The organism is Bergeriella denitrificans NBRC 102155, from assembly GCF_001592185.1.
GTDB classification, from domain to species: Bacteria; Pseudomonadota; Gammaproteobacteria; order Burkholderiales; family Neisseriaceae; genus Neisseria; species Neisseria denitrificans.
The window spans coordinates 1-6,437 of sequence record NZ_BCWL01000125.1 but is presented as its reverse complement, the minus strand read 5'-3'; the positions used below and the strand labels follow the sequence as shown (position 1 = coordinate 6,437).

The following is a 6,437-nucleotide window of genomic DNA, read 5'->3' as shown; positions in this document are numbered from 1 at the left end:
CCTTAATCCCCCGGGCTTACCACCCCTATTTTCAGACAGCTTATCCCGCCGCCAGATGCGCTTTCAGTTTGTCTTCATCCAAAAACCAATGGCAGATTTCCGTATCACCGTCCAGCAATACGGGCACGAGTTCGTCGTATTTTACTTCCAACGCCGCATCTTCATCGACATCAAGTACTTCTAGCTCGAAGCCGTATTCGGCCTGATAAGGCTGCAGCTGCTCGCGCATTTTGTGGCACAGGCTGCAATATTCCCGAAACATCAAGGTCAGCTTCATCAGTTTATCCTTTTATCATGATTTCAGTATGCGGCAGTATCTGCCTGCCCTGCGCCTGTTTTCAGACGACCTGATGCCCCAGCAGCAGCACCAGAAAGATCGGGATGACCGACAATACCGTAACCAGCAGCATCGCGCCCGAGGTTTCTTTGCCGAAGCCGTGCAGGCTGCCGAAGAGTGCGTACAGGCTGGCCATCGGCGTGGCGGCAAACAGCAGCCCGGCAAACAGCATTTCCTTGTCCGCGCCCGCCAGCCACAGGCACAGGCCGACCAGCAGCGGGCACATCACGAGCTTACCCGCGGCCACCAGCAGCATATCCGGCACATTGCCGCGTATGCTCAGGCCGTATAAATTGCCGCCGATCATAAACAGCGCCAGCGGCGTGGTTGCGGCAGCCAGCATGCTTGAAAGTTTTTCGGCAAACTGCGGCAGCGGCAGCCAGCCCAGGGCAAACACCATCGCCACAGGCATGGCGATGATAATCGGGTTGGTCAGCAGGTTTTTCACAATCTGCAGCAGCAAGGCGCGCGCATCGCTCTGCCCGCCCTTGCTCCAGTCTAAAAACGCAAACAGCAGCGGAAAAATCAGCAGGCTTTCGGTCAGCACGTTCATGGCAAAATACACCGCCGCCGTGGGGCCGACGGCCATCAGCAGCAAAGGATAGCCGACAAAGCCGGAATTGGACATGCCCACCGCCAGGCCGTTGAGCGAGGCCAGTGTCGGATGCAGCCCGCGCTTTCTGCTGACCAGCCAGCCGATAAAAAACGCGGCCACCGAAGCGGCGGAATAGCCGTAAAAATATTCCGGCTTGAATACTTCCGCCATCGGCCGCGTGGCAATCGCGCTGAACACCAGCATGGGCATGCCGATGCGTACCACAAATTTGCCCAGCCCGTTGAGCTGCTCTGCGGTAAAAAAGCGCCGCTGCATGGCGGCATAGCCGATAAAAATCAACAGGAATACCGGCGCGATAATATGGAAAATAGCCGTCATTGCCTTGTCCGATAGCGAATGTGCCACAGCGCACGGTTGCCCCGCGCAGATAAAAATATGGCCGGATAATACAGAACGAAAACAGCGGCAGCAAACCGCCCTGCCCGTATTGTATAGCGAAACCCGCGCGGCGGATATGCCGTTTCGTACCGTTTACCAACGTTAAGGCCGCGCCGCTACACGATAAACATCAGCAAAAAAGCCGTCTGAAAATCCACATTTTCAGACGGCTTTGTGCAACCCGTTTACGCTTTTTTCTTCAAAGCCGCATTCAAAATGCAGCCCAATACGAAGCCGGCGATGGCAGGCAGCGCCCAGCCCAAGCCGATGCTGTAACCCGGCAGCGCGTTGTTGATGCCGGCGGCAAATTCGTCGCTGAAGCCGAAAGCGGCTTTATAGGCGTCCAAAATGCCGACAATCAGCGTGGCAAACATGGTGCAGATATACACGATGCGGCTGCCGCCGAAGAATTTGTCCAAAAACGCCAGCAGGATAATCACCACCGTCAGCGGATAGAGCAGCATCAAGACCGGAATCGAGAAGCTGATGATGCCCGCCAGACCTTTGTTGGCCAAACCCATGGAGACCAAAGTGAAAATCACTACAAAGGCTTTATAGGAAATGCCCGGGCACAAGCGGTTGAAATACTCGGAGCAGGACGTAATCAGGCCGACTGCCGTGCTCAAACAGGCCAGGAAGACAATCACGCTCAGCAGGATATTGCCGCCGAGGCCGAAATACGCTTCTGCCGTTTTCGACAATACCGCCGCGCCGTTTTCCTGCATACCCAGGCCGCCCACGCTGGTCGCACCCATATAGCCGATCAGCAGATACACAATGGCCAGGCAGGATGCGGCCACCACGCCGGCAACGGTTGTGGTACGCAGCAGCTCGGCGCGGTTATCCACACCCATAGCACGCACCGCGTCAATCACGATGATGGCGAACACCAGCGATGCCAGCGCGTCCATCGTGCCGTAGCCTTCCAAAATACCTTTGGCCAGCGGCTGGGTGGCAAACTCGCCTTGCGCGGGCGTCAGTGCGCCCATCGGGTTCAGCGCGGCGTAGCCCACCAATACCGCGATGGTAATCAGCAGCGCGGGGGTCAGGATTTTACCGATGCGGTCCACCAGCTTGCCCGGAGAAAGCGACAGCCAAAAGGCCACGCCGAAGAAAAACACGCTGAAAAGCGCCAGGCCGAGCGTTTTGCTTTCTTCGCCGATAAAGGGGGCAACGCCGATTTCAAACGATACCGTCGCCGTACGCGGCGTGGCAAACAGCGGGCCGATGGAAAGATACAGCGCGGCAGCAAAGGCAATGCCGTACCACGGCGTTACGCGCGAAGCCAGCTGCTGCACGTCGCGCGAATTGGAATAGCCGATGGCAATCACACCCAAAAGCGGCAAACCCGCGCCGGTCAGCAAAAAGCCCAGCATCGCGGAAAACCAGTTTTCCCCGGCCTGCTGTCCCAAAAATGCGGGAAAAATCAAATTGCCCGCACCAAAAAACAATGCAAAAAGCATCAGGCCCACGGCCCACAAAGATGCCTTTTGATTTCCGGTTGATGAATTCATATCTCACCTGTTTTTCTTATAAAGTTACTCACGTTACATCTGCCGATATGCGCGGATAATGTAAACTTATGACAAGAATAGTCAAAAAAGCGGTAATCTTCAACTGATTTCTGCGATTTTCTGACACTCATCGCGCCTTGTGCAGAAAAGGCCGTCTGAAAAATCAAAAATATTGCGATAAAACAACTCTTTAAAAAAACGCCCTATGATGCGGCGAAGATGCGGCATCCGCAGCCGGCCGCCCGCATACAATAAAGCGGCCGGGCTGCTCCGCCCGGCCGCCTGCCCGCAGCCGCTTTATGCGCCTGCCAGCAAATCCAATGCTTCCTGATATTTTTCTACCGTTTTCGCCACCACATCGGCGGGGACGCGCGGCGCGGGCGCCTGCTTGTTCCAACCGCTCTGCTCCAGCCAGTCGCGCACAAACTGCTTGTCGAACGACGGCGGATTAGTGCCCACGCGGTATTGGTCGGCCGGCCAGAAGCGGCTCGAATCGGGAGTCAGCACTTCGTCCATCAGCGTCAGCGTGCCGTTTTCGTCCAAACCGAATTCAAACTTGGTGTCGCAGACGATGATGCCGCGCGAGCGGGCGTATTCCGCCGCTTCGGTGTAGAGGCGGATGGCTTTTTCCCGCACTTCTGCCGCCAATTCCTTGCCGATAATGGCTTCGCATTGCTCGAAGCTGATGTTTTCATCGTGATCGCCGACTTCGGCCTTGGTCGAAGGGGTGAAAATCACTTCCGGCAGCTGCTGCGCTTCCTGCATCCCCTCGGGCAGCTTGATGCCGCATACCGTACCGGTTTTCTGATAATCTTTCCAGCCGCTGCCCGCCAGATAGCCGCGCACGATGGCTTCAACCTTAACCGGCTCGAGCTTTTTGGCCACCACCGCCCGCTTCTCCAAAGCGGCGGCTTCTTCGCGCGGCAATACGTCATATACGCTGTCGCCCGTGAAATGGTTGGGCATGATATGCGCCAGTTTGTCGAACCAGAAATTGGAAATCTGCGTCAGAATCTCGCCTTTGCCCGGAATCGGGTCGTCCAAAATCACATCGAAGGCCGACAGGCGGTCGGATGCCACCATCAGCATCCGCTTGTCGTCCACCGCATATAAATCGCGTACTTTGCCTGAGTAAATTTTATTGAGGCTGATTGCAGACATATCAAATCTTTCGGTAAATCGGGAAAGCCCTTATTTTAGCCGAATTTACGCCCACGGTGGCAGATTGTTTACAACTGTTCGTTGGTTTGGGGCAAGGCAGTAATGTAACTACGCCGTATCAAACCAAAGTGAGCTGACGATACAAAAAGGCCGTCTGAAAACGGGCTTTTTCAGACGGCCTTTGCATTAAACCAATACCACTTCGTCGGCCAATTCATTGCGTTTTTCCCCTTGCACGGGAAATGCGGCGGCCAGGAGCGCGTCGCTCAGGCGCAAACCTTCCGCCAAGCCTTCGGTATAGCGTTGGTGGCGAAACGCCGCGCACATGGCTTTGCACACCTGCTGCCATTCCTGCGCGGATATTTTGCCGCTGATGCCTTTGTCGGCAATGATTTCAACTGCGCGGTCGGCGGCGGATACATAGATTAATACGCCGCTGCCGTCTGCCGTATTGCCCATCTCCAGCCGCTCAAACCATTGCAGGGCGCGGGTATGCGGGCTGATACCGGCCAAGATGTCGCCGCTGCGGTAGCACGCTTCCACCACAAAGCGGATTTGCCCGCCGTGATTTTGCTCGGAGCGGGCGACGGCTGCGCTCAGATGCTGCAAAGCCGCTTCGGGAAACCATTTTTCTACCCGGCAGCGCGGATGCAGCCAATGCCGCCACAGCCTTTTCCATTTATCCGTATTCATTACCAACCTCCCGATGCGCCGCCGCCGCCGAACCCGCCGCCGCCGCCGCGAAATCCGCCGCCGCTGCGCCAACCGCCGTGCGAACGCCCGCCCGAACCGCCTCTGTTACCGAAACCGCCGCCGTGGCCGAACCCGCCTCCGCCACCGGAAACAAACGCGCCGCTGCCCAAAATAAACGTGAGCAACGCGCCCACGGCGCCCGCTGCCAACGCCGCCCACCAAGCCCAGCCGAACCACCAAATCAGGCCGCCGACCAGGCCGCCGGCCGCCGCGCTGCCCCATGTTCTGCCGAACCATGCTTTCAGCAAGCCGCCCGCAAATACCGGTACCATCAGCAGCAGCCCCCAAATATCGGCAGCCCCGCCGCCATCGTCCGCCGCATATTCCGCAGCGGGCAAACCCTCTCCGGCAATCAGTTTTTCAACTTGCGCCACCGCCGCGCCTATGCCTTCATCTATCCGCCCCTGCTGCAGATACGGCCGCAACACGTCTTCCAAAATCCGCTTGGCGTACACATCGGGAATCGCACCTTCCAAACCGCGCCCGACCGCCAGATAGGTTTTACGCTCGTCGCGCACCAGCAGCAGCAACACGCCGTCGTCCACGCCGCTGCGGCCGAGCTGCCATGCGTCCATCACGCGCAGGGCATAATCAAACGGCGTTTCCGGCGCCACGGCGGGTACGGTCAATACCGCAATCTGGCTGCCCGTTTCCTGTGCATAGCGGCGCAGATGCGTATCCAACTCCGCGCGCGCGGCGGCGCTCATCATCTGCGCGTTATCCATAACCGGCGCGGTCAGCGGCGGCACGGCAGTCAATCCGGCCGCGGCCAGCCAAGCCGCCGCCAGCAGCATCAGGGCGGCGGCGGTGATTTTTTGAACGGCAGCCTGCATGATTTCGACCTTTCATCCAAATTTCAGACGGCCTGTCTGTCGGAAAGGCCGTCTGAAAATAAGCATCTGAGCGCAGCAGTAAAACCGCGCGGCTTAAAATTCGACTTTGGGCGCGTCGGAAACGGCTTTTTCGTTTTCCACACTGAAATTGGCGCGCGGCTGCATGCCGAATATCTTGGCAGTCAGATTTTGCGGAAACTGGCGCAGCGTGGTGTTATATGTCTGCACCGCTTTGATATAGCCGTTGCGCGCCACGGCGATGCGGTTTTCCGTCCCCTCCAGCTGCGCCTGCAAATCGCGGAAATTCTGATCGGCTTTCAGCTGCGGATAATTTTCGGTAATCACCAGCAGGCGCGACAGGGCGCCGCTCAACTCGCCCTGCGCTTCCTGAAAGCGCTTCAGTTGGTCGGCATCGGCCGCTTCGCCAGCTGCAGGCAGCACGCTGCCCGCACGGCTGCGCGCCTCCACCACTTTGGTTAACACGTCTTCCTCATGCGCCGCATAACCTTTCACCGTATTCACCAAATTCGGAATCAAATCCGCGCGGCGCTGGTATTGGTTCAACACCTCCGCCCAAGCCGCATTGGCCGCTTCGTCCTGTGTTTGCATGGTATTGTAGCCGCAGCCGCTCAAACCCGTCAGCGACAGCGCCACCGCGCATACCGCCAGCCATTTTTTCATCATGGTTTTCTCCGTCAATCCAATCACTGTTTATCATTCCGCCTGCCGGGCGCAGGCCATAGGGCGCAAAGTATAGTCGAAGAACTGAAATTCTGCTACGGCGTTGGCGCGCCTTGTCGTACTATAGTCGAATAACATAGAATGGGACAAGGCAGCGAAGCCGT

7 protein-coding genes are annotated in these 6,437 nt (G+C 57.5%); all 7 read right to left on the bottom strand.

Annotated features, from left to right (window positions below):
• Positions 1–40 precede the first annotated feature (40 nt).
• Positions 41–277 (bottom strand): glutaredoxin family protein, encoded by a 237-nt coding sequence (locus BDE01S_RS07335; protein WP_066079506.1) that lies wholly within the window; start codon positions 275–277, stop codon positions 41–43.
• A 61-nt stretch (positions 278–338) separates the two neighbouring features.
• The gene (locus BDE01S_RS07330) at positions 339–1,271 is read right to left on the bottom strand and encodes an AEC family transporter (protein ID WP_066079503.1); all 933 of its coding nucleotides are present in this window, start codon (positions 1,269–1,271) and stop codon (positions 339–341) included.
• A 245-nt stretch (positions 1,272–1,516) separates the two neighbouring features.
• Complete coding sequence (gene brnQ / locus BDE01S_RS07325) at positions 1,517–2,845, bottom strand: branched-chain amino acid transport system II carrier protein (protein WP_066079498.1); 1,329 nt, start codon at positions 2,843–2,845, stop codon at positions 1,517–1,519.
• 297 nt (positions 2,846–3,142) lie between these two features.
• Positions 3,143–4,006 carry a phosphoribosylaminoimidazolesuccinocarboxamide synthase gene (locus BDE01S_RS07320; RefSeq protein WP_066079494.1) on the bottom strand — a complete coding sequence of 288 codons (864 nt, stop codon included), beginning with the start codon at positions 4,004–4,006 and terminating at the stop codon, positions 3,143–3,145.
• Positions 4,007–4,192: 186 nt separating this feature from the next.
• On the bottom strand, positions 4,193–4,699 hold the full coding sequence (locus tag BDE01S_RS07315) for a TPM domain-containing protein (protein ID WP_066079490.1): 507 nt from the start codon (positions 4,697–4,699) through the stop codon (positions 4,193–4,195).
• Positions 4,699–5,592, bottom strand: coding sequence for a TPM domain-containing protein (locus BDE01S_RS07310; protein ID WP_066079486.1), 894 nt, complete (start codon positions 5,590–5,592; stop codon positions 4,699–4,701). The genes BDE01S_RS07315 and BDE01S_RS07310 overlap by 1 nt, the downstream gene beginning before the upstream one ends.
• Positions 5,593–5,685: 93 nt before the next feature.
• Positions 5,686–6,276, bottom strand: a complete 591-nt coding sequence (locus BDE01S_RS07305; RefSeq protein WP_066079483.1) for a LemA family protein — start codon at positions 6,274–6,276, stop codon at positions 5,686–5,688.
• Positions 6,277–6,437: the final 161 nt, after the last annotated feature.

Bases quoted from the DNA above. Each gene is read 5' to 3' on its own strand.
- BDE01S_RS07310 (WP_066079486.1), bottom strand. From the start codon at position 5,592: ATGCAGGCTGCCGTTCAAAAAATCACCGCCGCCGCCCTGATGCTGCTG.
- brnQ (WP_066079498.1), bottom strand. From the start codon at position 2,845: ATGAATTCATCAACCGGAAATCAAAAGGCATCTTTGTGGGCCGTGGGC.
- BDE01S_RS07330 (WP_066079503.1), bottom strand. From the start codon at position 1,271: ATGACGGCTATTTTCCATATTATCGCGCCGGTATTCCTGTTGATTTTT.
- BDE01S_RS07305 (WP_066079483.1), bottom strand. From the start codon at position 6,276: ATGATGAAAAAATGGCTGGCGGTATGCGCGGTGGCGCTGTCGCTGACG.
- BDE01S_RS07320 (WP_066079494.1), bottom strand. From the start codon at position 4,006: ATGTCTGCAATCAGCCTCAATAAAATTTACTCAGGCAAAGTACGCGAT.
- BDE01S_RS07335 (WP_066079506.1), bottom strand. From the start codon at position 277: ATGAAGCTGACCTTGATGTTTCGGGAATATTGCAGCCTGTGCCACAAA.
- BDE01S_RS07315 (WP_066079490.1), bottom strand. From the start codon at position 4,699: ATGAATACGGATAAATGGAAAAGGCTGTGGCGGCATTGGCTGCATCCG.